This window comes from Neobacillus oceani, from assembly GCF_046237595.1.
GTDB lineage: Bacteria > Bacillota > Bacilli > Bacillales > Cytobacillaceae > Bacillus_D > Bacillus_D oceani.
The window spans coordinates 2,695,567-2,719,530 of sequence record NZ_CP143543.1; the positions used below are offsets into that span (position 1 = coordinate 2,695,567).

Annotated in this window: 23 protein-coding genes; 5 read left to right on the plus strand and 18 right to left on the minus strand. The window is 45.0% G+C overall.

From position 1 onward, the window contains the following. Positions 1–175: 175 nt before the first annotated feature. Entirely contained in the window at positions 176–868 is a 693-nt protein-coding gene (locus tag V1499_RS13550) for a Crp/Fnr family transcriptional regulator (RefSeq protein WP_409270435.1), read from the plus strand. A 217-nt stretch (positions 869–1,085) separates the two neighbouring features. Here V1499_RS13550 and hcp read toward each other — a convergent pair whose 3' ends face one another. Beyond that, on the minus strand, positions 1,086–2,387 hold the full coding sequence (gene hcp, locus V1499_RS13555; protein ID WP_409270436.1) for a hydroxylamine reductase: 1,302 nt from the start codon (positions 2,385–2,387) through the stop codon (positions 1,086–1,088). A gap of 187 nt (positions 2,388–2,574) precedes the next feature. Here hcp and V1499_RS13560 point away from each other — a divergent pair, with 187 nt between their 5' ends. Beyond that, positions 2,575–3,063 carry an Hsp20/alpha crystallin family protein gene (locus V1499_RS13560; protein ID WP_409270437.1) on the plus strand — a complete coding sequence of 163 codons (489 nt, stop codon included), beginning with the start codon at positions 2,575–2,577 and terminating at the stop codon, positions 3,061–3,063. A 33-nt stretch (positions 3,064–3,096) separates the two neighbouring features. Here the strand turns inward: V1499_RS13560 and V1499_RS13565 are convergent, their stop codons facing one another. The 3 genes from V1499_RS13565 to V1499_RS13575 form a co-directional block, all read right to left on the minus strand. Beyond that, complete coding sequence (locus tag V1499_RS13565) at positions 3,097–5,499, minus strand: ABC transporter permease subunit (protein WP_409270438.1); 2,403 nt, start codon at positions 5,497–5,499, stop codon at positions 3,097–3,099. Next, positions 5,492–6,355: an ABC transporter permease subunit gene (locus V1499_RS13570; RefSeq protein WP_409270439.1), complete on the minus strand. Its 864-nt coding sequence runs from the start codon at positions 6,353–6,355 to the stop codon at positions 5,492–5,494. Before V1499_RS13570 ends, V1499_RS13565 begins: the two co-directional genes overlap by 8 nt. A gap of 149 nt (positions 6,356–6,504) precedes the next feature. Next, a complete protein-coding gene (locus V1499_RS13575; RefSeq protein WP_409270440.1) occupies positions 6,505–6,990 on the minus strand; it encodes a YppG family protein in 486 nt (161 codons plus the stop codon). 180 nt (positions 6,991–7,170) lie between these two features. Here V1499_RS13575 and yppF point away from each other — a divergent pair, with 180 nt between their 5' ends. After that, positions 7,171–7,371 (plus strand): YppF family protein, encoded by a 201-nt coding sequence (gene yppF, locus V1499_RS13580; protein ID WP_409270441.1) that lies wholly within the window; start codon positions 7,171–7,173, stop codon positions 7,369–7,371. On the opposite strand, the gene V1499_RS13585 is transcribed toward yppF, so the two are convergent. The 3 genes from V1499_RS13585 to V1499_RS13595 form a co-directional block, all read right to left on the minus strand. Further along, complete coding sequence (locus V1499_RS13585) at positions 7,363–7,764, minus strand: DUF1798 family protein (RefSeq protein ID WP_409270442.1); 402 nt, start codon at positions 7,762–7,764, stop codon at positions 7,363–7,365. The two genes, yppF and V1499_RS13585, sit on opposite strands and share 9 nt — an antisense overlap. 65 nt (positions 7,765–7,829) lie before the next feature. Continuing rightward, entirely contained in the window at positions 7,830–8,078 is a 249-nt protein-coding gene (locus tag V1499_RS13590) for a hypothetical protein (protein ID WP_409270443.1), read from the minus strand. Between the two features lie 404 nt (positions 8,079–8,482). Then, positions 8,483–9,448 (minus strand): DUF2515 domain-containing protein, encoded by a 966-nt coding sequence (locus tag V1499_RS13595; protein WP_409270444.1) that lies wholly within the window; start codon positions 9,446–9,448, stop codon positions 8,483–8,485. A gap of 141 nt (positions 9,449–9,589) precedes the next feature. On the opposite strand from V1499_RS13595, the gene recU reads away from it, so the two are divergent. Both recU and V1499_RS13605 read left to right on the plus strand, forming a co-directional pair. Further along, positions 9,590–10,204, plus strand: a complete 615-nt coding sequence (recU, locus tag V1499_RS13600) for a Holliday junction resolvase RecU (protein ID WP_409270445.1) — start codon at positions 9,590–9,592, stop codon at positions 10,202–10,204. A 30-nt stretch (positions 10,205–10,234) separates the two neighbouring features. Then, entirely contained in the window at positions 10,235–12,970 is a 2,736-nt protein-coding gene (locus V1499_RS13605; RefSeq protein WP_409270446.1) for a PBP1A family penicillin-binding protein, read from the plus strand. A gap of 287 nt (positions 12,971–13,257) precedes the next feature. On the opposite strand, the gene V1499_RS13610 is transcribed toward V1499_RS13605, so the two are convergent. The 11 genes from V1499_RS13610 to panB all read right to left on the minus strand — a co-directional run bounded on the left by V1499_RS13610 (position 13,258) and on the right by panB (position 23,919). Beyond that, entirely contained in the window at positions 13,258–13,749 is a 492-nt protein-coding gene (locus tag V1499_RS13610; RefSeq protein WP_409270447.1) for a YpoC family protein, read from the minus strand. Then, positions 13,750–14,400 carry an endonuclease III gene (nth, locus tag V1499_RS13615; RefSeq protein WP_409270448.1) on the minus strand — a complete coding sequence of 217 codons (651 nt, stop codon included), beginning with the start codon at positions 14,398–14,400 and terminating at the stop codon, positions 13,750–13,752. Positions 14,401–14,493: 93 nt separating this feature from the next. Next, positions 14,494–15,198, minus strand: coding sequence for a DnaD domain-containing protein (locus V1499_RS13620; RefSeq protein ID WP_409270449.1), 705 nt, complete (start codon positions 15,196–15,198; stop codon positions 14,494–14,496). A 200-nt stretch (positions 15,199–15,398) separates the two neighbouring features. After that, positions 15,399–16,691: an asparagine--tRNA ligase gene (gene asnS / locus V1499_RS13625; RefSeq protein ID WP_409276299.1), complete on the minus strand. Its 1,293-nt coding sequence runs from the start codon at positions 16,689–16,691 to the stop codon at positions 15,399–15,401. A 108-nt stretch (positions 16,692–16,799) separates the two neighbouring features. Beyond that, a complete protein-coding gene (locus V1499_RS13630) occupies positions 16,800–17,993 on the minus strand; it encodes a pyridoxal phosphate-dependent aminotransferase (RefSeq protein WP_409270450.1) in 1,194 nt (397 codons plus the stop codon). 19 nt (positions 17,994–18,012) lie between these two features. Further along, positions 18,013–18,495 carry a DUF5590 domain-containing protein gene (locus V1499_RS13635; RefSeq protein ID WP_409270451.1) on the minus strand — a complete coding sequence of 161 codons (483 nt, stop codon included), beginning with the start codon at positions 18,493–18,495 and terminating at the stop codon, positions 18,013–18,015. 12 nt (positions 18,496–18,507) lie between these two features. After that, positions 18,508–18,678, minus strand: a complete 171-nt coding sequence (locus tag V1499_RS13640) for a YpmA family protein (RefSeq protein ID WP_115452367.1) — start codon at positions 18,676–18,678, stop codon at positions 18,508–18,510. 130 nt (positions 18,679–18,808) lie between these two features. After that, positions 18,809–21,586, minus strand: coding sequence for an ATP-dependent DNA helicase DinG (gene dinG / locus V1499_RS13645; protein ID WP_409270452.1), 2,778 nt, complete (start codon positions 21,584–21,586; stop codon positions 18,809–18,811). 219 nt (positions 21,587–21,805) lie between these two features. Then, a complete protein-coding gene (gene panD / locus V1499_RS13650) occupies positions 21,806–22,189 on the minus strand; it encodes an aspartate 1-decarboxylase (protein WP_409270453.1) in 384 nt (127 codons plus the stop codon). A gap of 51 nt (positions 22,190–22,240) precedes the next feature. Then, the gene (gene panC, locus V1499_RS13655) at positions 22,241–23,086 is read right to left on the minus strand and encodes a pantoate--beta-alanine ligase (RefSeq protein ID WP_409270454.1); all 846 of its coding nucleotides are present in this window, start codon (positions 23,084–23,086) and stop codon (positions 22,241–22,243) included. Continuing rightward, complete coding sequence (gene panB, locus V1499_RS13660; protein WP_409270455.1) at positions 23,083–23,919, minus strand: 3-methyl-2-oxobutanoate hydroxymethyltransferase; 837 nt, start codon at positions 23,917–23,919, stop codon at positions 23,083–23,085. The genes panC and panB overlap by 4 nt, the downstream gene beginning before the upstream one ends. Positions 23,920–23,964: the final 45 nt, after the last annotated feature.

Here is a 23,964-nt window from a genome sequence, read left to right on the forward strand (position 1 = left end):
CCCCATATTCCTATTCTAGCGAATGGACGTTCGTTTACAAAGCAAAATCTTTCTATTTCCGGAAGATTCCAACAGGAAAATAAAACCAGGTGAATGACTTTTTTCTCTCGAAGTAGCCAATTCCTTGCAATCTGGTAAAATATTGAATAGAAAGCAAATTCTTGAGGTGAAGAAGTTGAAAGCCGAAACAATTAAAAAGGTTTTGTCTTGGTTTCCTATTTTCCGGGAACTTGAAGAGCATGAATTGGATAAAATCGCCGAAATCTCCCTATCCAGGGAATTCAGCAAGGGAACTCACGTGTTCAGGCAGGACGATCCCCTGAAAAATGTCTATTTCGTTTCCAATGGTAAAATAAAAATTTATAAGAGCGATGTGAATGGAAAAGAACAAATCGTTTCCATTCAAAAAAAAGGGGATATGTTCCCGCATGTAGGGTTTTTCCGGAAGGGAGATTATCCTGCGTATGCGGAAGTACTTGAGCCGTCCACTCTTGTTGTCGTCCCTATCCCCGAATTTGAAAAGGTACTGATTGACAACCCCGAGCTTTGCATCAAATTGTTCCGGGTACTTGGAGAGAAAATAGTCGATTTGCAAAACAGGCTTGAAGAGCAGATTTTGAACAATACAAACGAGCAAATCATCAAATTGCTGGTCAGGCTAGGAAAAAATCATGGCACTGTACAGCCGGACGGCGCTATTTTTCTGAAGGCTGAATTCACGAACAGGGATTTAGCCAATATGATTGGCACGACCAGGGAAACCGTAAGCCGAACTTTGACAAAACTGAAGAAGGATAACATGATAAAAGTGGACAGCCGGGGAAATATGTACTTTAGTCCAGAGAGCCTCCTCGAGGAAATTTATTAATTAAGGAAATCCACTTGAGTGATACTTATCGGGTTAAATCCTGATACGATGCCACTCAACTCATTTAAAGTTAGACAACTCTTGCGGAGTTGGCTTAGACGAACGTTTTTCAAGTTGTCCACAAAGGTTAATCCTAAATAAGCACGAAAAACCGCAGGCATTATTGCCCTGCGGTTTTTTATACGGGGTAAAAAGCCCCCTTCTTGGACATTTCACCCTATTTCACTTCAGATAGTTGAAGCATTTCATTCATGTCTTCCTGGGCATTGCCAATCAGTTTAAGGTTGAATGCATTTTGAAGTACTTCAAGGACGCCAGGCGAAATGAATTCCGGCGGTTTCGGGCCGATGCGGATATCCTTGATTCCCAAGCTGAATAATCCAAGCAAAATGGCAACCGCTTTTTGTTCAAACCACGAAAGGACGATGCTGACCGGCAGTTCATTCACTTCACATCCAAACGCATCTGCAAGCGCGAGTGCAATCTTAACCGTCGAACCGGAATTATTGCACTGGCCGAGGTCGATATAACGTGGAATATCTGTGCCTGGCACTACTCCATAATCCACATCATTGAAGCGGAACTTGCCGCAAGATGTTGTCAGGATTACGGTTTCCGGCGGCAATGAAGTCGCAAGTTCACGGTAATATTCCCCGCCTTTGCCTGGCGCGTCGCATCCAGCGATTACAAAGAACCGTTTGATTTTACCTTCTTTAACCGCGGCAATCACTTCCGGTGCAAGGCCAAGGACAGTTTCATGGTGGAAGCCTGTCAGGAGGGTTTCATCTGATTCGATTGCAGCTTCCCGGAGTTCCAGCGCCCGTTCAATTAGTGGACTGAAATCGTCATTTTCGATTTTCCGGACATTTTCAAGGCCGGCCACTTCATAGGAAAACATCCTGTCCGCATAGCCTCCCTTGATTGGCATAACACAGTTCGTGGTGGCAAGGATCGCACCCGGGAACTTTTCGAACAGTCGGCGTTGGTCATACCAGGCCTTCCCGATATTGCCTTTCAACTGGCTGAATTTTTTCAAAGCAGGATATCCGTGGGCTGGCAGCATTTCCGAATGGGTATAGACGTTGATTCCTTTTCCTTCCGTCTGGCGCAAAAGTTCCTCAAGGGCAACAAGGTTGTGGCCAGTTACAACAATCGCTTTTCCCTCGACTTTGTTCTGGGTAATCCGGATTGGTTCAGGAATGCCAAGGCGCTTCGTATGGGCCTCATCGAGCATTTCCATGACACGTACTGCGGAACGGCCAACTTTCATGGCCATATCAATATGTTCCTCTACATTAAAGTTCGAATTTGTCAGCGTCATATAAAGTGCCTCATGGGTAACTGCATCAACGAATGGATCCGTATAGCCAAGCTGGTTGGCATGCGTCCGATAGGCTGCGATTCCCTTTAACGCGAATATGATGGTGTCCTGAAGGCTGGCAATCGTCTCATCCTTGCCGCATACGCCGATGACTTTACAGCCTCCACTCGGAGTTTGTTCACATTGATAACAAAACATACTAATTCCCTACTTTCTTCGATAACTACCATCCTAGAATAATACGATGCATACAAAGATTCCTGTGACAAACTTCACATATTTTTCGAATGTCAAAAATCGTTCATACTTCCCTTCGATCGTTTCACTTCTTTCTTGCAGCGTACATAGGATGTGGTAGAAAACCTGTGGAAGTGGGGGAACCAATATGCCTGGAGATGATTTGCAGAAAAAAAACAATGAAAGAAAACCGGCTAAGATGCCAACCGATCCTTTTGATACAGTTATCCGCTCATTCAATGACTTTTTTCATTACCCGCCTGTAAAAGGTTTTTTGCAGTCAATTGATGAGTTTTTCCAAATGCCGTTTTCAGCTGTCCCTTTTCATGTGGATGTGGAAGAAACGGCTCAAGAATACATCGTTACCGCCGAACTTCTCGGGGTTGACCGGGAACAAATACAAATTGGCATCTTCCGGGACCGTGTTGTGATTGCGGTGGAAAATCGCGAGGAGCTTACCAAGTCCGATGAAGCTGAAGGAAGCTTTAGGCGGAGGGTGACGAAAAAACTTGATTCAAGGTCAATTTCCTTTCCAAAAGCGGTTCTCGAACAAAAGGCAAAAGCAACCTTTCGGAATGGTTTATTGACGATTCGCCTTCCGATTGACAAAGGCAAACAGCTGCGGATTGAAGAATAAAAATAGGGTGCGGAAATGGCCGCACCCTTTTCATTATTCTGTTGAAGTATCAAGCCAATCATTGAAGTATCCCCGAGGTACTTTAAAGTAGTCTATTGTGAACCTCAGGAATTCCTGCGTATCGACTTCCTTATATTTGAAGTGGTCATAATAGTCGGATAAGTATTGCATGGCGGTTTTCTTCACTTCACCGTCATCCCTAACATAGTAATTATCCTCTACAAGCTTGAACAACTTTATGGCCGGCTGTCCGTAAACAAAGCCCGTGTGCTTGATTTGGTCCACCGGGGTATTTGAGTATTGGCGTACTATATTTGCCTGCTGTATGCTTCTCATTCTGTTATTGGACAGCTCTTGGGCAATTCCCAGCGGTTCATCCTCCTGTATATAGAAATACATATTGGCCGCAAACTCGGTAAACCCTTCATCAATCCATGGTTCATTAAATGAGTCGTTTGCGACAACCCCATAAAAATACTGGTGGGCGATTTCGTGTACGATGGCGATTTTGAAAAATTTATCAAAATCATGGTAAGGATTCACTGTAACGATTCCCGGATATTCCATGTTCTGCCCAAGATCGAGGACAATATCGAGCTGTTTATGTGGATACTCGCCGATATTTTCCTGATAAAAAGAGAGCGTATTCCTAGCGAGCTCAAGTGCCTCTTTCGGGTCCCGGTTATGGTCCTCTTTTGTAAATAGCCTGATTGACACTCCATTTGACTCAGTTTTGTAAACCTTCATGCCACTTGTGATAGCAATGAAGAAATCCCTCACTTTTTTTGCCTTGACCTCCCCTTTCCGGGTTTCGGTCAGAGGATCATCATCAGAAGAAGAAATAAACGAATAGCCTTTAGGAAGTTCATATTTAACAGTATAATCTGAAAAACCGGTATGGAATGTTTCAAGCCCGTTTGTAAATTCACCTTTATTCCATTGCCCGTCTTGGAAGGTTGCAAGCATTGGATACCATTGGGCGAGATAAAATTGATCCCCGACCCTTGACAGCCTGCTTCCTTCCTCCGGCAATTCAAGGGTATAGGAAAAGGCCGCTTCTGCTTTTCCTCTTTTGCCCAATTTCTTTGGCAGCTGGACTTTCAAAGTATCATTTTCAAGTGTATAAGAGACTTTTTTGCCATTAATTAAAACGGAAGTAAAATTGAAAGTGGAATGTCCTTTAACGGTTTCATATGGGTGGCCTTCGGTAAATGAATTCGGGATAAAGTAGAAAACAAGTTCGTCCCATACCTTCTCCGACATGTTTTTAACGTTTACTTTTGCTTGAATGGCAAACTGTCCAGATTCATCCATTTTTACGTTAAGGTCATATTTGGCCTGGCTATAATTCTTCACGCCTACGTCGTTATTCCGTGTCGCATATACAAATGTACCCGAGAAAACAAAAATGGCGGCGAGGATTGTATAAAAAAGCCTTTCCCCTTTTAGCGGCCATAATTTCAGACTCTTCCCGTATTCCTTCCGCTTAGGCTGAAGGACCGGTTCAAATCCCGTCTTTATCCATGGCATCCGCTGATAATTTGACTGCAATCGATTTTTCAAGCCATTTGCAAGCAGGCTGAAGGAAAGAGTTGTTGCCAAAAGGACTGCCAATGGAACAAGGAGGACGTGAAAGGTACCGTACACATTCACCCTCGCCTGGCCGACTAATCCCGCCAGTTCATTCGTAATCGAAAAATACATAACAGGATCCCTGGTCATAATCGTGCCGCCTACGAAAATATTGACGAGGGCGAGCTGTCCCATAATCGTTATGACATATACGATTTCCAGGATGAACATGATTGTGAGTGACTCCTTCATTTGCGGGAAAATATGCCTCCAAATAATCCTGTTCCTTCCTGCCCCAAGGCTTCTCGCAGCCTCGACAAAAATGGATTTGTTGATTTCTTCAGTTTTTTTCCTTACAGAAGAAATGATGCTCGGGGTACTGATCGCCGCGGCAACAATTATGAAATAAACGATTAATTTGATTGGCTTAAGTACAGGGTTAAAGCTGATGGGGATAAGGAAGAAATACAGGATAATGAATAACGGCACATAGCTCCACGCATTCTCAAATGCCTCCAACCAGCCGGGGACCCGTCTCATCGTACCGACGTAAAGACCAATTAGGGTTCCCATTGCCATTTTTAAAACGGTAACCGCGATTGAAATCAGAACAGTATACCGAATGCCATGAAGAATAAGGGTCAAAAGGTCATATCCCCACCTGTTCGTTCCTAGCGGGTATTCTTTCATGGTGAATGGTTCAATTGGCGGGGCAATGATGGTCCCGCCCACATACTTTGCTTCCAATTGTTCCGAAAGGCTGTAAGGAGCGAGAATTCCGCCAAATGCGGCTAAAAACAGAAGGATGGCGACGAATATCACGCCTATATAATATGAATAATTTATCCGGAAAAGCTTATTCATAGATAAAACCCCGTTTGAATAGATAGATGGCAATCCTGACTGCGGCATATGTAATCAGCGACATAAGCAGCATTGAAAAAAGTCCGATGGCAACCGGCTGTATCTCCCCGTTTTGAAAAATGAATTTCGTAATGCCCGGGACATTCATTAAGTACTCGATGATAAAAAGATTTCCGACTGCCAATGAAATGACTTTGGTTAATTCAGCTTTAATGAACGGTTCAATATTTTTGAAAACATGCTGGAAGTTAATGTAATTTACTCTCAGGCCTTTCGCAACCGCCGTTCTGACAAAGTCCTCCCCGCTCGTTTGGTAATATTTCACGGCCACTATCTTGAATAAATAGAGCGACGGCGCAATCGACGTCAGAAGCATTGGGAACCAAATATTAAGAGCGCTCGCGTTCGGGGTGAGGGATACAATCCTGATTCCCGTTGCTTTATAAAATTTAATGGCCAAAATGAGTGATACAATGATCAGAATAAAATCAGGAACAGCAGCAAGAAGATTGAGGATTGCATTTACCAGCCTTGTCAACCTGAAACGGCTTATGAAGATGCCGAAAATGAGGCTGAACAGAACCCCAATGCCAACACCCGCAAGGATGATTTTGAGGCTCGTCATAAAATTATCTCCGATGTCTTCCGAAATGGGCCGTTCCCTTCCTGCCAATTCGTATGTACCGAGGCCACCGCTAAGAATATGGCTGAAAAACGAGCCAAACAACTCGGGAGCTTGTTCAAAATTCCATTTTAGTGACTGCGTACTATAGTCTATTTGCAGGAATGAAGGAAAAGCCGCGAGAAATAGGATAAGGATGATTATGATAATCCCTTGCTGGAAAAACCGTATCATATTGAAATCCCCCTCCAAAATGGACGTATTTGTTAACAGAATGTTACAAATATCCTACAATTTTAACAATTGGCATATTCCAACGTAACATAACTGAAATTAAATGAAAAGATAAAAAAAAGAAAACAGCGGTTTGCTGTTTTCCGTTCTTACGCTTTAAAAACCCCGCCAAGGCCTTTTAGAAGTGCGGTTGCTTGGCTTACAGCATTGATTGCCTGGCCGGCCGTATTGACCATTTTTGTGATATCCAATGAACCATCCTGCGATTTGAATGAATTCAGGACCGACATCGCACCTGGCTGCTTGGGCTGCAAATTGTTTTTTGGATATGGATTCATCGGAAAATAAGGGTTAAAGCCTGTTTGGGGAGCCTGTACGTCACCGCCACCCGCTTCAAGGGGGTTTTGAAAAAGGAAATGACTGCCCTGTTCCCCGTAGTAACCATGTGGTTGGCCATATAAACCACCAGACGGGGAGGAGTTTCCTGGGTAAAAACCGCCCTGGTATAACGGTTGCCCCATACCGAGGTCCATAGGCTGCGGAGGGTAAAATCCGTATGGCTGTTGTTGGGGCATCATTGGCTGTTGCATTCCTTGTATCATATAGTTGCGTGAATGGTGCCGATTGAAACGCATCTCTTCCTCCTTCTCCTTACATGATTTATTTACTATACAATATGTAACGAACGAGACGTGGTGCATCGGTTTGTGGATGTCGGATTGTGGGGCTAGATGTCGGAAGTTTCAATTTTTGAAAAAAAGCGATTTGAACCGTAGCCATGTTAAAATGGGAAAAAGTTGAAGGGGGCGTTATGAATGGATACTGTAAAGTTGAAGGCCATTTTTTTGCAAAGCCACGGCAAAAGTGAAGCATGTGCCAATGACTTAAGGGACTATGCCAGGAAGCTCTATGTTGAAAACACGATTTCCGCAATCGAATTCAGGCAGCTAATCCGTGACCTTGAAGGAGAGGGAGCAACCGTACCCGATTGCGCCACTGATAAACTTTTAACGTAAGTGATCGCCCGCCCCGCCGGCGGGTTTGCCGGCTTGGCTGTGCCGCAATTTTTCTATTAAATCATGAAGTGTAAATTCGACTGTCCTGCTTGAATTGACAAACGTATACCGGCTTGTCTTTACAAAAAAAGCCTGAATCGAAAGCTTTTCAATATGCTCGGCAGCCATCTCAATTTGCCTTTGGGTAATGCCAATTCCTGAAAGGAACCCATCCTGTTTGGCAGCCTCCTCCCTCCATCTGTCACTTACCTTCTTCACCTCATCGGCAAAAGGTTTTACTTCCTGAAAAAAGTCCCCGTCGGCATTTTTTTCCCTCGTTTTCGTAAAAATCTCATTGGCTTTCCTGTTATAATCAATTAACTTTGCGGTTAGGGATTCCAGTGTTTCAGGCATTTCATTTCGTCCTCCAATAAGAAAGAAACAGCCATTTCTGGATGGCTGTGATTTTTAGTATTAGTTTATCTCCCGGAATAGCTTAAATCAAGCGTTTGGTGTTTTATCACCGGGGTTCTTTGCTTATCGGCCAATTGTTCCAAACGAAGCATTGCCGCATCGAGTGCCTCCAACTCCCTTGTTTTATTGACGATCAGTTCTTCCTTTATCTCCGAATATGCACTTTCCATCGCAGCCTCGAGTTTCTCCAGGCCGCTGCTGATTTCGGAAAGCTTTAGAAGCAGTAAATCCCTTTGCGCCATCATTCCCTCCACCCCGAACACCCCTTTTCAATTTGATACATAGGATATTCTTCGTTCAAATCAAGTTTCCTTTCTACCTTGCAAAACTAGAAGGAAAACGGCAAAGGTAGTGGAAATTCCTGTTTTTTCTCCCTGTTTTCCCGAAAAAATCGACAGATATCCGGCAAGGAATTTTAGCATGGGGGCATGATAGTAGTGGAGGTGTTTCAGCCATGAAAAAAAAGGGTAATGAAAAGAAAAACCAAAACGGACAAGAACCAAAAAAAGTTGGATATGGGGACAAAAAGCTGATTGGCGAGAACAGGCCTGCGGAATAGCGTGCTTGGCCCCTTCCCTCAAAAGGGAACAAACCTGCCGTTTTCATTTAAGCAAAAAAAAGCAAGGATTGGATTCCCTTGCTTTTTTTGCTTAAAAAATTACAATTTCCAATCGAGGTTAAGAGCTTTTTTAAGAGCAACCAATAAATATAGCTGGTCCCTTTTTGTAATATACCAATCTGTTAGATGGATCGTTCCTTTTTCTTTGGCTGGGAGGAATAATACGGGCGTTGGGAAAAGCCTTCCTTTGCTCCAATCAGAATACTCATGTCGGTGATGCTCAATCACAGGATAAGTCGCCCGAAGGAATGGCGTTTGCCTTGGAACCTTTTGTTTAAAGTACTGCTCAAAGTCATGTCTAGACCCAGTGTGCGCGGTTTTCTCCGCAAATTCGAGGAAATGCTGAAATAGCCTTGGATGGAACAAAATCTTGGCCAGCCTTTTTCCCAGTTCAATCCGGTTGGATACCTTCCTGAAACCGGACACGCTTGCGCCGTAAAGTTCACCTCCGCATGTTGGAAAAAGGACACAGCTAAAATGCATCCAATCCTGGAGGAAAAATCCCGGGGATAGAAACACCTTGTTTTTGTATAAAGGATGCTCGATGATTGGCTTTTGTATAACATTTTGTTCGTTGATAATCAATGCAGTCGTTAGTCTCTCGCTATCCTGTTTCTCCCAAAAGACCGGCCACTCCTTTTGCATAAAAGAAGATACCCGAAACTGCTTCAAAAGGTGAAACAAGGGCCGATTCATTTTCGTCGAATAGTGGTAGAGAAGGAGTTGAGGGAAAACATCATGGAAAATAAGCCAGTTTGCCCTTTCATATGTGAGGAAAAGCTGTTTTCTCGCAGCCGGTTTCAGCAGATGAGGGAAAATCGTCCCTTCAAGGTCGCACATATTCCACCCTCCATTTCTTGAAACCATGCTGGCTAAAAAGGACCAGCCAATATCCGGGTGCATTTTGAAAAACCGAAAATAGGCATTTGTCCTTGTGATATTATCGATATTCCACTTGGCGGTTTTGTGTTTGATTTCTTCAATCAGGACTGAATCTAGCATCATTATTTTTTCATCCTTCTTTGTGGGTACCCTATTGTCGGTGCGGTGAACCTCTATTCTATTGATTTGCCGTCCTGCTCATATTTATTCAGCAAAAATCAGCAGCTTTTGGTATGATAGGTATTAGTTTGTGAGGTGCTTATCATGGTGAATTATCCAAACGGCAGAAAATTTATCGCCGAAAAGGCTGTTTCGGTTTCCGCTGTTAAAAGGAAAACAAACGAATCATACGGGAACAGGGGAATGACCCTAGAAGACGACCTTAACGATTCCAATCTTTATTACTTGAGCAGAGGGATTGCGGTAATCCATAAAAAGCCGACTCCCATCCAGATTGTCCAAGTGGATTATCCAAAAAGGAGCGCCGCTGTTATAAAGGAAGCCTATTTCAAACAGGCGTCAACAACTGATTACAATGGCGTTTATAAAGGCAAATACATTGATTTCGAAGCAAAGGAAACGCGGAATCCATCATCCTTTCCATTGAAAAACTTTCACGAACATCAAATCCGCCATATGGAAGCGGTACTTGGGCAGGGGGGTATTTCATTTGTCATCCTCCGGTTTGCTAGTACAGATGAAGTATTTTTGCTCGAAGCCGCCCGTCTCCTCGATTATTGGGTAAGGATGGAAAAGGGTGGAAGGAAGTCGATTAGAAAAGAAGAGATTGCTGAGACCGGCAGGCAAATCCAAGTTGGATTTCAGCCCCGTATTGACTATCTTAAAATATTGGATGATCTCTACAATCTATCATCTTAGATTTGTTTAGGTACGAAAGGAAGGAAACTTATGGCAAATAACTATAAATCCAGGGAGGAACGCAGGCAGCAATTAAATAAGGCAAGCAAAAAAACGCCTTCCAAACATCCAGGCCTATTTAAGAAAATTTTCCTGATTCTTATCGCAATCGGGATTGCTGGCATGCTTACCGGTGTAGCCACCTTCGCCTATCTTGTGCAAGGTGCGCCAAAGCTGGAGAAAAAACTATTAAAGGATCCTATTCCGTCTAAAATCCTGGATATCAATAATAAACCGATTCGGGAAGTTGGTTCCATTAAACGGGATTACGTAGATTACAAGGATATCCCTAAACTGGTCGAAGATGCTTTCCTCGCTACAGAGGATGTCCGCTTCTATCAACACCATGGCATTGATTTGATTCGCCTTGGAGGAGCAGTCATTGCCAACGTGACTGATGGATTCGGGGCTCAAGGAGCGTCGACGATAACACAGCAGGTTGTCAAAAACTATCTATTGACAAACGATAAAACACTTAAGAGGAAGGTTCAGGAAGCCTGGCTATCCCATCAGCTTGAACAAAAGTATACAAAACAACAAATTTTCGAAATGTATGTAAACAAAATTTACTTCTCCCGTGGTGTTCACGGAGTCAAAACCGCTGCAAAGGAATACTTCGGAAAGGACCTGAACGATCTTGAACTGCACGAGGCTGCCCTTTTGGCGGGAATGCCGCAAAGCCCAAACAACTATAACCCTTTCGAACATCCGGAACGCGCGGAAAAAAGAAGGAATACCGTTCTGTCCCTAATGAACCAGCACGGTTTTATTTCAAAGGAGCAAATGAAGAAGGCTCAGAGCATTCCTTTGGAATCAAGCCTTATTCCAGAAGATAAAAGACAAAAGGACAGCAAGCCCTATGATTCCTTTGTTGACGCTGTCATTGAAGAGGTAAACAAGGCGGGCGATTTTGATATTTTTTCCGATGGGTTGACCATTTATACAACCATGGACCGCGATGCCCAGGACTTTGTTGATAAAATGATGTATTCCAACGACATTGTCCAATTTCCCGATGAAAAATTCCAAGCTGGAGTTGTCATGCTTGATACAAAAACTGGAGAGGTCCGGGCCATCGGAGGCGGAAGGAATAAAGATGTCCAGCGCGGATTCAACTATGCGACTGATATAAAACGGCAGCCCGGGTCAACAATTAAACCCATTCTCGATTATGGTCCTGCTATTGAATTCAAGCAATGGGGAACGTACCATATGCTCGAAGACAAGAAAATCAAATTTTCCGACGGCAAGGAATTCGGAAACTGGAACGACAAGTATGACGGATGGATGACGATCAGGCAGGCGCTGGCAAAATCTAAGAATACAATTGCCGTACAGGCGCTGCAGCAGGTTGGCACCGAAAAAGCAAAACAATTTGCAGTGGATCTTGGCATACCGTTAAAAGAAATATATGAATCGTATGCGATCGGCGGATTAAAATACGGCATTTCCCCAATGCAATTGGCTGGAGCATACAGCGCATTCGGGAATAACGGATTTTACACCAAACCTTTTACGGTTAAAAAAATTCAATTCAGGGATGGTACCGAAATCGATACGAACCCCGAAACGAAGGTCGTGATGAAGGATTATACCGCCTTCATGGTTACGGACATGCTGAAAAGTGTCTTGGAGCCAGGCGGGACCGGTACAATGGCGAAAATCCCCGGCCTTCCGGCAGCTGGGAAAACGGGCACGACCAACTATACAGACGATGAATTAAAGAAATTGAACATTAGCGAAAAATCGGTTCCGGATGCCTGGTTCGCGGGTTATACGACCGACTATACGATTGCAGTTTGGACCGGTTACGAGAGCAGGAACACTCCAATTAAGCCTGGGAAAGATCAAAAGATCGCACTGCAGCTCTATAAAAATTTAATGCAACAAGTATCTAAAGGAAAGAAAACGGCAGATTTCACAATGCCGAAAAGCGTGGAAAAAGTCCGGATTGAAAAAGGGTCCGTCCCTGCAAAACTTGCGAGTAAGTATACACCGGACAGCCATGTACTCTATGAATATGCAGTAAAAGGAAAGAAGCCTAAACAGGTATCTGAAAAATTCGACAAGCTCGAATCGCCAAAAGGCTTAAGCGCCCAATACAACAGCGGAACCAACTCAATATCAGCAAACTGGAGCTACAGTGAAAGCGGCGCAAGCTTCGCAATCAATGTTTCCGAAAATGGGAACCCTGTTTTGACTGACCAATCTAGCGGCACTTCGTTCGAATTAACAAATGTTAAGCCAGGAGCCATCTATACAATTTCCGTATCTGCTTTAAAGGATGGAAAAACAAGTGACCCTGCTTCCATATCGATTAAAGTCCCTGGAACCCAAAATTCCGGAAATGAAGAAGATAAGGATAATAAAGGAAATAAAAACGGGAATGACAAAGGAAAAGGAAACGGAACTGGCGGCGGGGAAGACAATGGTGGCGATGACGGAGATGATGGCGGTGATAACGGCGGCGATGACGGCGGTGATGATGGAGGCGATACCGGCGGTGGTGACGACGGTGGTACCGGCGGAGATACCGGCGGCGGTACCGGTGGAGGCACTGGCGGCGGCACCGGCGGCGGCACCGGCGGCGGCACTGGTGGAGGCACCGGCGGCGGCACTGGTGGAGGTACTGGCGGCGGCACTGGTGGAGGCACTGGTGGAGGCACCGGCGGCGGCACCGGTGGAGGCACTGGTGGAGGTACCGGCGGAGGTACCGGTGGAGGCTGATTCATTCATAACATAAGATGCGAAAGCGCCTTGGTCAGCCCCGACCAGCATAAGACGGGGCCCGCAGGACGGGCCAGCCCTCCGGAGGGATCCGGCTTATGACCTCGAGGGGCTAGGACGCTCCTCGAAAAAGCTATCGCTTTTTCTTCGTGCGAGGATTATGCTTCCGAAGCCTACTCTTGTGGAGCTGGATTACAATAACTTGTTTTGAATTTATCCACAAGGATCAATTTTTAAGTTTCCTTAAAAACAAAGGAAAGCGCCTGGCTCATTAGCCAGGCGCTTCTTTATCGATTTTTTTTCACTTTTGCGAGTTTTACCTGGAAATGTTTATATTGCTCATCCATAAGCTCGCACAACTGGATAAACGAATGGAACAAACCTGGGCGATCAATTAAAAATTGAATCCTGTCCCTACAATTCGCTGGTTTTACCGATAGGCTAAAAGGACCTGGCATGGATGCAAGCGATACAGGCTGTCCATTGCTCCAGAACAGAACATGCAAAAACAGCCCCACTCCCTTCCTCATTGCCGATAGGATTGATGCCTTTTCCCTTATTTTAAATGCAAGAGAGATATCCTCACGCAAACATTCCCACGCCGCAAAAAGCTTTGGAACGGATTCGTCCGGCACGTTCCATGGCCACTTTCCACTCTCTCCCGAAAAATAGGAAATTTCGTGTGCAAACAAGGTGACATCGGCTGTAATGGCAGTTGGATTCGTTATTATTCCTTTAAAGAATGGATGGTCCAATTCGGAAGGAATGTGTCCGCTCATTTAAACTATCCCTTTCATGCGCTTTTTTCCTTCCCTGCATAAGGTAAGCAAAGGGCACTCAGGGCATTGAGGATTTTGGGCCTTGCAATGATAACGCCCGAAAAAAATCATCCGGTGGTGGGTCACCGACCATTCATCTTTTGGCACCTTTTTCATAAGCGTCTTCTCAACTTCAAGAACCGAGTCTTTCCATCTACAAATCCCAAGCCGTTTGCTTACCCGTTCCACATGAGTATCAACCGCGATTGCCGGAACGCCGTAAGCCACGGAAACGACGACATTGGCCGTTTTCCGGCCCACCCCTGGCAACTTGGTTAATTCATCCCTATCGCGGGGAACCTCCCCTCCATAGCTTTCCAACAGCATCGTGCATAACTTCTGGATATTTTTCGCCTTGTTCCTGAATAAACCGATTGAACGGATGTCATTTTGCAATTCTTCAAGAGAGACGTTCAAATAGTCCTGTGGCGTCTTATATTTTTTAAAAAGCGAATCGGTCACTTTATTGACGAGCACATCGGTACATTGTGCTGACAAGGCCACCGCAATGACCAGTTCAAATGGGTTTGAATGGTTCAGTTCACAATGGGCTTCGGGGAACATCCTGCCCATTTCATCAAGGCAAAAACGAATTTGGTCTTTTTTCAGCAAAATGGTTCACCTGCTTTTCTTAGTCTTCGCGGATAATTACACGCATGCAAAGCAAAAACGAGAGAAGATGCTCTCTCGCCTGGAAAATCGGCATTACTGATCAAGCCAATTGTAAAATGGCACGGCTGCCGCGGGCTGGCTTTGGCGTTCGGAAAAGCCCTGCCTTGCCTGCTGGCGCTGCCTGAATTTTTGGCTTTGGGATCTTGCCTGCTCGATGGTTTTAATTCCGTTCTTTTTCCATTCAAACAGGATTCGGTCAATATAACGGAAATTAAGTTTTCCCGACATGACAGCTTCCCGTAAAGCAGCCTTAATAATTTGCGGAGCGTGCTTGTCATCATCCACCCACATAGCTAGCGTTTCGCATTCGAAAGGTGAAAGCGGCCGGCCGAATTCCTTCTCAAAAACGGTGTACAAGTCTGACTCTTCGGATTTTCTGCCTTGTTCCTTTTCATTTTTCTGGTTCAGCAGGAATTGGTCTACAAGCTTTTCCCAAAGGGGGTCCAATGAGTATTTTTCAGAACGGATGCCTTCCGGGGAACATTCATCGATGATTTCTATGTAGCCTCTTTGAATCAATCTCCTAAGCAAATCGGTACACTCATTGATGGAAATCGTCATCCGCGAGGAAAGCTCTTCGGGAGTGGGGAAATTATTCCCTTTTTGTGTAAAGGCAAGTATGTTCAAAACAATGGCCAGGTCATATTCAGTCAGCTTTAAATTCCTGTATTCGGAAAAAAGCAAGGAAGGTATTGTCACATTCCCCTCATGCATCCAAGCAAGGATACCCGTTTTCATAATTCGACACCTCCCTATCAGTATAACATGAACAAGTCCGCCAAGTAAGGTGTTCCACTACACTCTTTTTTTGGAAACCGGTTAGCCGCCGTATAATCCAGGACACTTTACTCGCCATTCAAACATCCTAAAAAATGGTGAGTCTTTATTGGCAATAAGAAACCCGCCAAAAAGAATAGGTTGGCGGGTTTTCCAAAGTATTATGGGTATAACCTGTTCAGCAGGCGCGGGAATGGAATGGTCTCCCTAACGTGTTCAACGCCGCTGATCCAAGCAACAGTTCTTTCAAGGCCGAGGCCAAAGCCTGAATGTGGAACAGAGCCGTATTTCCTAAGCTCCAGATACCAATTATATGTCTCCAATGGAAGGTTGTGCTCTTCAAGCCTCTTTTTAAGGAGGTCATAATCATGGATACGCTCAGAGCCGCCAATGATTTCGCCATAGCCCTCGGGAGCAATCATATCCGCGCATAAAACCACATCATCACGTTCTGGATGAGGCTGCATGTAGAATGGCTTCAGTCCGGTAGGGTAATGGATGATGAAAACAGGCTTGTCATAGCTCTCCGCAATGGCTGTTTCATGCGGGGCGCCAAAGTCATCCCCCCACTGGATATCGTCAAAGCCTTTTTCATGAAGCAGTTTGATTGCATCATCATACGTAATGCGTGGAAACGGTGCTTTGATTTGTTCAAGCTTCGATAAATCCCTGCCGAGGGTTTTTAGCTCGAGCTGGCAATTTTTCAGGACGGATTGAACGATATATGCCACGTACTCTTCCTGGACGACTAGGCTTTCTTCATGGTCCGTAAAGGCCATTTCCGGCTCCATCATCCAAAATTCAATCAAATGCCTTCTCGTTTTAGATTTTTCCGCGCGGAAGGTTGGCCCGAAAGAAAAGACCTTCCCAAGTGCCATGGCAGCCGCTTCCAAGTGAAGCTGCCCGCTTTGAGAAAGAAATGCTTCTTCTTCAAAATACTTTGTATGGAAAAGCTCTGTTGTTCCTTCCGGCGCGCTGCCAGTCAAAATTGGCGGGTCCACCTTTACAAACCCGTTATCATTAAAAAACTCATACGTTGAGCGGATGATTTCATTCCGGATTTTCATGACCGCATGCTGACGTTTCGAACGCAGCCAAAGATGGCGGTTGTCCATTAGGAATTCGGTTCCGTGTTCCTTTGGAGTTATCGGGTAATCCGAAGCCAGCTGAAGGATCTCGATTCCTTTTACGTTCAATTCATAGCCAAATTGAGAACGTTCATCCTTTTGGACAACGCCTGTTACATACAAGGATGATTCCTGTGTAACTGTTTTGGCAGCCTGGAATATCTCTTCAGCAACCTCGTTCTTGACTACCACTCCCTGTATGAATCCTGTACCATCCCTTAACTGAAGAAAGGCAATTTTCCCGCTGGAACGTTTGTTGGCAAGCCAGGCACCAATTTTCACTTCTTCCCCCACATATTTGTGGACCTCTGCAATCGTCGATTTAATCAATGTTATTCCCTCCAAAACTAGCAAGACAATTTCTATGTATCATCCTATTATACAATTGTAAAAATCCTCTAGCAAGGGAACTGGAAAGCAGTTCCCCGCTTTGATCTATTTTCGTATCTTTTCAGAGACGAATTCATGGATTCTGCTAATGGCTTCTTCAAGATTTTCAAGGGAAGTTGCATACGAAAGCCTGATGTTATCCGGTGCTCCGAATCCAGATCCTGGAACAACGGCCACTTTTGCTTCCACGAGGAGTGCTTCCGAGAATTCATCCGCATCCTTATAGCCGCATTCCTCCACAGCTTCTTTTACATTTGGGAAAAGATAAAACGCGCCCTGTGGCTTCAGGCAGTTGAAGCCCGGAATGGAAACAAGATTAGGGAATACCCTTTCAAGCCGGCTTTCGAATGCTTTTCGCATTTCCTCGACCGGGTCCTGCGTGCCCCTGTAGGCTTCAATCGTTGCGTACTGGGCAGTTGTTGTCGGGTTGGAAGTGCTATGGCTTGCCAGATTGGTCATTGCTTCAATAATCTGCTTATTGCCAGCGGCATAGCCAATCCTCCATCCTGTCATCGAATGCGATTTTGATACACCGTTAACAATAATGGTTTGTTCCTTTAATTGAGGTGAAATTTGCGCAATCGATATATGCTTAACCCCTCCGTAGACTAGCTTTTCGTATATTTCATCAGAAACGATAAGCACATTGTGTTTGAGGCAAATTTCACCGAGCGCATTAAGCTCGTCCTTTGAATAAACCATTCCGGTCGGATTTCCAGGCGAATTGATAATGACTGCTTTTGTTCGATCGGTAATGGCGTCTTCAAGTTGGCGGGCGCTTATTTTAAACTGGCTGTCTTCCTTGCATTCAACAATAACTGGCACCCCTCCGGCCAATTTCACCTGCTCAGGGTAGCTTACCCAGTATGGGGACGGGATAATGACCTCGTCACCATCGTCCAGTAAAACCTGAAAAAGTGTGTATAGGATATGCTTGGCACCATTCCCGACAATGATTTCATTCATCGCATAATTGATTCCCTGGTCTTTGGCAAATTTTTCAGAAATTACCTTCTTTAATTCCGGCAACCCTGCGGAAGGGGTATATTTAGTGTGCCCTTCATCCATTGATTTCTTGGCCGCCTCGAGAATATGTTCTGGCGTATTGTAATCGGGTTCGCCTGCTCCAAGCCCAATGATTCCATGCCCCTGGCTTTGCAGTTCCTTTGCCTTTGCAGTGATAGCCAGTGTCGGGGAGGGGGACAATGCGAGTACCCTGTGGGCCAATGTTGTTTTCATTTTTTTACCTCCAAATTGATTAAAGATCTCTAATTAATTTGTACATATCCCCCGTATCGAAATATACATAATAGTAATTTAACAAACCATCCTCAGAGGTATAGTAAACCTCCCAAAATGGAACGCCATTTTCCATTCCAGGCCTGACAGATATAATTTTTTTTGGTTTTTTTTCTTTTTGGACCTTGTTCTTTGCCTGGCTCTTAGTAACACCGTCTTCAATTTTCCGGACCACGGTCTCCCCGCCTTTTTCCGGTATCCAGGCGATAACTTCCTGGTCCTTCTTATTTGTGCCCATGACAACGTAAACTGTTTCGAAGTCATTATACAAATTATACAAATAGAAACGGTCTGTTTTTATTATTCCAGCCTCTTCCCTGGCAATCTGGACCGCCTTTTGTTCCGCGGCCCTGACCGGACTCATTGCATTTGAATAAATCCACCCGGTAATTCCCGTGGCCAATGCTAAAAATAGAATAGCGTATAGGACAATTTTTTTCACTTCTTCGCCCCTTTACGTCCGGTAAATCGTAAAAATAGCCTTTGAATGATCGTTGCTGTCAAGCGCCAGGCCAAACATGAGATCCCTGTCCTTCAAGCATCTGTTCAACGCATCCACTACCTTATAAAGGTCTGGGCTATTCTGGATTTTTACGGTTGAGAGAACTTCAATTTTACTTTCCATAAAAACAGCCTCCATCAAATCTCCCCGTCGATGGGCCGGGGCCAGATAAGTATTTACTAATTATATCAGGTATTAGTTTGCTTCGTAAAAAACAATTCACTTTTCAATCTAAATTTTTGAATCCGCCTTCTTACAGCCAATTTTCAATATCCTCAACCACTTGGTCAATGTCTGCCTTCCTGATTGCGACGGAAGGGATAGAATCGAGGAACGCTCTACCATAGGAGGATTCTCCGAGACGTTTGTCAAAAACAACGATTGCCCCCCTGTCGGTCCCTGTCCTAATCAGCCTTCCAAAACCCTGTTTAAACCTTAAGACAGCCTCGGGAAGTGAAAATTCCGAAAAAGGCCTGCCACCTCTTCTTTCAATCAACTCGCATTTCGCTTTCGTATATGGCTCGTCTGGCGGGCTGAACGGCAAACGGACGACAATGAGACAGGAAAGCCCTTCCCCTGGAATATCGATTCCTTCCCAAAAACTGTTTGTCCCGAAAAGGACTGCCTTTTCATACTTCTGAAAGCTTCGGGTTAGCCTTGACCTGCTTCCGCCTGTAATTCCCTGCGCAATAAGGGCATATTCCGAGAGAAGTCCGCTTTCCTTAACTAGTTCATATGTCTTCTTTAGCATGTCATGGGAAGTGAACAGGACAAGAAGCCTTCCTTTTGCGGCATCACAAATGGAAACGATTCTTCCTGCTATTTCGGCGATATATTCTTCCTGAGGAACGGAATTAATTTCGGGCAGGTCGGTCGTTATGAATAATTTCACATTCTCCTTGTAATCAAAAGGAGAAGGGATGGAAAGCAAGTTTACGTATTTAGGGTCAATACCCAGCCCTTCAAGGGAAAAACGGAACGATTTGTTCACAGTCAGGGTTGCCGATGTCAAAACGACAGATTTTTTCTCCATAAAGAAGTTTTCCGAAATTTCATTTGCTACCGAAACGGGCATCGCAATCAGCTCTGTTGTATTTTGCGGGGCCCTGAGGTCGGTTTCAATCCATTTTACAAAGCCTTCCCCGCTTGAAAAAAAAGCGCCAATACTGTTTCTAAGCATATCTATTTCCGAAAGAAAAGCTGCCAGGCTACTCGCTAAGCCAAATGAATCCTTGGAATTTAATCCTTTCACCAGACCCATCATTGCATTGGCGGCAGAGTGCAAATCCTTTAGGAAAAATGAAAATCTGCCGGCAGCATGTTTAAGCGCTTCCCATTCCTTTTTGTTCCTTGTTTCGCTTAACCCTGCCTTCAATCGTTTTAAAGAATTCCTATTCCGGCCTTTTTCCGTATAGGCTATAGCCAGCCGGAAGAATTCGTCCATTTCCACGATTGCCCCAGAAACAAGCTCGTTCAGCTTTGCCTGCGAAATCACCTTATCCCTATGAGGCAGATTTCTAATCGCTTTTTCGGCCTTATAGAAAAGCTGCCGCTGTTCAAAAAGACCAAACTGTCCGATTGCAAGCCTTGTACCCAAATAATCGAGCCTTACTCCAAAGTGTTTGCCAGCAGCTTTTTCGAAATGGTGGCCTTCATCTATGACGGCATAGCTGTATTCGGGTAAAACCGCGCCATCGGTTTCAAGGTCGGATAAAATGAGGGCATGGTTTGTAATCAAAAGGTCCGCGTCAGCGGCATTCCTTTTAGCCCTTTTATAAAAATCGTATTCGTCCCATGGGTTGCTTACAGAAAGGCTATCTTTTTCATTTCGGATTGTATTCCAATAGAGGCGTCCGCCGCTGGATAGGTTCAATTCATCCTTGTCGCCGTTTACCGTTCTCGTTAACCAGACAAGGATCTGCATTTTAGCAAGGGCCGTATCATAATTATCATTTTCCTCTTCTAGGCTTTTGGCAAACTTGCTTAATGATATGTAATTGTTCCTGCCTTTAAGGAGAGCCGTTTTAATCGGAAAAGGAACGATTTGTTCTAATAGGGGGATTTCCTTTACCAAAAGCTGTTCCTGAAGCTGGATTGTATGCGTACTAATGACTACCCTTGAGATGTGCCTTTTTGCGAAATACGCGGCCGGCAAAAGATAGCCGAGCGACTTCCCAATCCCGGTCCCCGCTTCGATTAACGCATGTGTCCCGTTCTCAAAAGAGTGGAAAACTTCGTCCATCATCTCAAATTGGCCAGCCCTGCTTTCAAGCTGGGGTTTTTCGATTAACGCAAGTTTTTCCTCAAGGCTATATGGATAGATATAATGATTTGAATATTCCTTATCAGTTTTCCTTGTTGCCTGCTGCTTCTTTAGGACAATGCCATTTACCGACACAAGCTCGTCCGGGAGATTGGTATCCGATTTGCTAAGGGCAATTTTGTTCAGGAGCAGGTGCAAGTCGCTTTTTAACCCCTCTGCAAGGGAAGCGAGCTTGGTGAGGACCTTTTCAGGAAGCCTCTGGATTCTATCCGTGTATAAAAGGAGCAACTCCGCAGTTACATAAGCATCGCTATCCGCTTGATGGGGCCGGTCGTGCGAAAGCCCCTCCTTTTCCGCAAGGTCCGCCAATTTATAGCTGTCTGCCTCCGGGTCCATGAATCTTGCCAGTTCGACTGTATCAAGGACTGGCCCCGAAAAAGCTTCTTCTCCTGCCATTATAAGCTCTTCCTGTAAAAAGCCAAGATCGAAAAGGACGTTATGGGCAACAAAATAGGCATCTTTAAGAAGGGAGGAAACTTTGCCGGCGATTTCCGGGAACAACGGGGCATCCTTTACATCCGAGTCCCTTAGCCCGGTCAGTTCTTCTATAAAGGCAGGGATGGGCTGCAATGGATTGACGAAGGAAGAAAACTCTTCGACAATTTTGCCGTTTTCAATAACCACTGCCGCAAATTGGATGATCCTATCCCCTTTTTTCGGCGAATTCCCTGTCGTTTCAAGGTCGACTACAACATATTTCTTGGCCATTCATTAACACCCCAACTATTCATTCAAACAAAACGGTAACATAAAAACAGAAAAATAAAAAGCAGGGGTATCGGAAAAGGTGCCGCTCAAATCCCGTTGAGCGACAAAGATTGGTAAAAAACCCTGTCGCTTTATACTTCAATCTTCGAAAAACATGGAAGAGGAATGAAGATACGCCGGAGCCAAAAAGAAAACTCCCCAAAGGAAGGGAGCTTTCTTCTACATAATCGTATTGGCCGGTTCGGCATGGATCAACTCGACAATTAGGTTATTCTCATCCATAATCGCCACTTTCGGCTCATGCGAAGCGACTTTTTCTTCTGGCACCAGGACATATGAAATGATGATGACAACATCACCCTCCTGCACTAGCCTGGCTGCGGCCCCGTTCAGACAGACGACACCACTGCCGCGTTCTCCGGGGATAATATACGTTTCAAGCCTTGCACCGTTGTTATTGTTAACGATTTGAACCTTTTCATTCGCTACCATCCCAACAGCATCAAGCAGGTTTTCATCGATTGTAATGCTGCCGACATAATTCAGGTTAGCTTCGGTCACCCTTGCCCGGTGAATTTTCCCGTTCATCATGGTGCGGAACATGCTCTTTCTCTCCTCCTATCCCGGCATTAGCGCAAAACAGCATTTCCGGGATTAAGCATTAAAAATCATATTGTCAATTAACCTTGCACCCGAAAAGCGGACAGCTAGCGCGATAATAAATCGGCCCTTAAGCGTGTCGACCGGTTTGAGTTCCGGGTAGCTGTAGATTTCGATATAATCAATCTTCCCGCTCGTCCGTGTTTCAATAATCGTTTTCATCAATTCAATAATGGTTGCCGGATTCTTTTGCCCATTCCCGATGGCCTCCCGGGCTGCCTGGAGGCTTTGGTAGAGTGCTGTGGCCTCCTGCCTTTCATCCTGGGTCAAAAAGATATTCCTTGAGCTTTTTGCCAACCCGTCATCTTCTCTTACCGTTTCCACCGGTACAAGCTTTACCGGAAAATTGAAATCTTTTATCAGCCCATCGACGACAGCCACTTGCTGTGCATCCTTTTGGCCAAAATAAGCTCTGTCGGGAAGCACGATGTTGAAAAGTTTAGTCAGGACAGTCGCAACTCCATCAAAATGGCCCGGCCTTGACTTTCCGCACAGCACATCGGTCCGATCCTTTACCGTGACCGATACTGAAGGAACAGCGGCATACATCTCCTGTACGGAAGGAGCGAATAAATAATCCGCTCCAGCCTCCCTTGCGAGCGATGTATCATGGCTTAAGTCCCTTGGATAGGAATCATAATCCTCCGAGGGGCCGAATTGCAACGGATTTACGAAAATGCTGATAACAACGATTTCGTTTTCCGCCCTCGCCTTTTTAATAAGGGAAAGGTGGCCTTCATGAAGGTAGCCCATTGTTGGTACGAATCCAACCGTCCGGCCATTCCTTTTATGCGTGTTTAGTTCTTCACGCAGTTCAGAGATGCGTTCAATCACGTTCATTCCTTTGCACCATAAAGGGCCTGCAGCTCTTCTTCCTTCATCGTAAATGAATGAATCTTTTCCGGGAACTGGCTAGCCTTCACATCGGAAATATATTGGCCAATCATATCTGTAATGTTTTCAGCTGCCTGTCCGTATTGTTTGACGAATTTAGGAACCCTTCCGAAACCATAACCTACAAGGTCATGATAGACAAGGACCTGGCCATCAACGCCCGAACCTGCCCCGATTCCAATGATCGGTATGGACACCTTTTTGGATACCTGTGCAGCAAGCTCTTGTGGGACGCATTCGAGCACAAGGGCAAATGCCCCGGCCTCTTCGCAAAGGCGCGCATCTTCAATCAGTTTGATCGCAGCTTCCGCGTCCTTTCCCTGCACCTTGTAGCCGCCAAGCACACCGACGGATTGCGGTGTAAGTCCAAGGTGGGCGACAACCGGAACACCCGCGGAAGTCAGCGCCTTGATTTTTTCAAGTACTTCATCAGCGCCTTCAAGCTTTACTGCATGCGCTCCTGTCTCCTGGATGATCCTTGCCGCATTAAGCAGGGTATCCCCAGTTGATACGTGGTAACTCATGAAAGGCATGTCCACGACAACAAATGTATCTGGAGCGCCCCTTCTCACAGCTTTTGCGTGGTGAATCATATCGTTGATTGTGACAGGTACCGTTGTTTCATAGCCGAGGACGACCATCCCCAACGAATCTCCGACCAGAATCATATCAATCCCAGCCTGTTCCGCCGTCGTTGCCGATGGATAGTCGTATGCCGTTAGCATGGCGATTTTTTCCCCGGCCTCTTTCATTTTTAAAAAATCAGTCGTTTTTTTCATTTAATATCCTCCTTCTTTGAGGAAGAGGGGTAAACGGATATGCCG